Genomic DNA, 1,819 nt, shown 5'->3' with positions numbered 1-1,819 from the left:
GTTGGGTAGGGGAGCGTTCTGTAAGCCTGCGAAGGCGGCCCGTGAGGGCGGCTGGAGGTATCAGAAGTGCGAATGCTGACATAAGTAACGATAAAGCGGGTGAAAAACCCGCTCGCCGGAAGACCAAGGGTTCCTGTCCAACGTTAATCGGGGCAGGGTGAGTCGACCCCTAAGGCGAGGCTGAAAAGCGTAGTCGATGGGAAACAGGTCAATATTCCTGTACTGGGCGTGACTGCGAAGGGGGGACGGAGAAAGCTAGGTTCGCCGGGCGACGGTTGTCCCGGTTCAAGCGTGTAGGTGGGGAGGACAGGCAAATCCGTGCTCTCATGACACCAAGGCGTGACGACGAGCCACCACGGTGGCGAAGGAATTGATGCTCGGCTCCCAGGAAAAGCCTCTAAGCGCCAGGTCACGCGCAATCGTACCCCAAACCGACACAGGTGGTCAGGTAGAGAATACCGAGGCGCTTGAGAGAACTCGGGTGAAGGAACTAGGCAAAATGGTGCCGTAACTTCGGGAGAAGGCACGCTGGCGGTAGGTAAAGGACGTAGCGTCCGGCGCCGAGGCCAGTCGCAGAGACCAGCTGGCTGCAACTGTTTATTAAAAACACAGCACTGTGCCAACACGAAAGTGGACGTATACGGTGTGACGCCTGCCCGGTGCCGGAAGGTTAATTGATGGGGTTATCCGTAAGGAGAAGCTCTTGATCGAAGCCCCGGTAAACGGCGGCCGTAACTATAACGGTCCTAAGGTAGCGAAATTCCTTGTCGGGTAAGTTCCGACCTGCACGAATGGCGTAATGATGGCCAGGCTGTCTCCACCCGAGACTCAGTGAAATTGAACTCGCTGTGAAGATGCAGTGTACCCGCGGCAAGACGGAAAGACCCCGTGAACCTTTACTATAGCTTGACACTGAACATGGAGCCTTGATGTGTAGGATAGGTGGGAGGCAATGAAGTGTGGACGCCAGTCCGCATGGAGCCGACGTTGAAATACCACCCTTGAATGTTCGATGTTCTAACCTGGGCCCGTAAACCGGGTCGGGGACAGTGTCTGGTGGGTAGTTTGACTGGGGCGGTCTCCTCCCAAAGCGTAACGGAGGAGCACGAAGGTCAGCTAATCACGGTCGGACATCGTGAGGTTAGTGCAAAGGCATAAGCTGGCTTGACTGCGAGAGCGACGGCTCGAGCAGGTGCGAAAGCAGGTCTTAGTGATCCGGTGGTTCTGAATGGAAGGGCCATCGCTCAACGGATAAAAGGTACTCCGGGGATAACAGGCTGATACCGCCCAAGAGTTCATATCGACGGCGGTGTTTGGCACCTCGATGTCGGCTCATCACATCCTGGGGCTGAAGTAGGTCCCAAGGGTATGGCTGTTCGCCATTTAAAGTGGTACGCGAGCTGGGTTTAGAACGTCGTGAGACAGTTCGGTCCCTATCTGCCGTGGGCGCTGGAAGATTGAGAGGGGCTGCTCCTAGTACGAGAGGACCGGAGTGGACGCACCGCTGGTGTTCGGGTTGTCATGCCAATGGCATTGCCCGGTAGCTACGTGCGGAAGAGATAACCGCTGAAAGCATCTAAGCGGGAAACTTGCCTCGAGATGAGTCTTCCCTGAGGCTTAAAGCCTCCTGAAGGGACGTCAGAGACGATGACGTGGATAGGTCGGGTGTGTAAGCGCAGCGATGCGTTGAGCTAACCGAAACTAATGACCCGTGAGGCTTAACCTTACAACACCTAAGGTGTCTGAGAGAGAGACGAGAGTGGCGTGCGGGATGCGTGCCGAAGAAGGGAAAGGGAAAATCAGCGTTGTTCCGGATAAA

1 rRNA gene is annotated in these 1,819 nt (G+C 55.9%); it reads left to right on the top strand.

The features are described 5' to 3' along the window. Positions 1 to 1,726: ribosomal RNA gene (locus FCN80_RS25780) — 23S ribosomal RNA — on the top strand; the annotation flags it as partial. Positions 1,727 to 1,819: the final 93 nt, after the last annotated feature.

Origin of the sequence: Martelella alba (genome assembly GCF_005217455.1) — a bacterium.
Taxonomy (GTDB): domain Bacteria; phylum Pseudomonadota; class Gammaproteobacteria; order Enterobacterales; family Enterobacteriaceae; genus Acerihabitans.
This window is presented reverse-complemented; position numbering and strand designations above follow the sequence as displayed.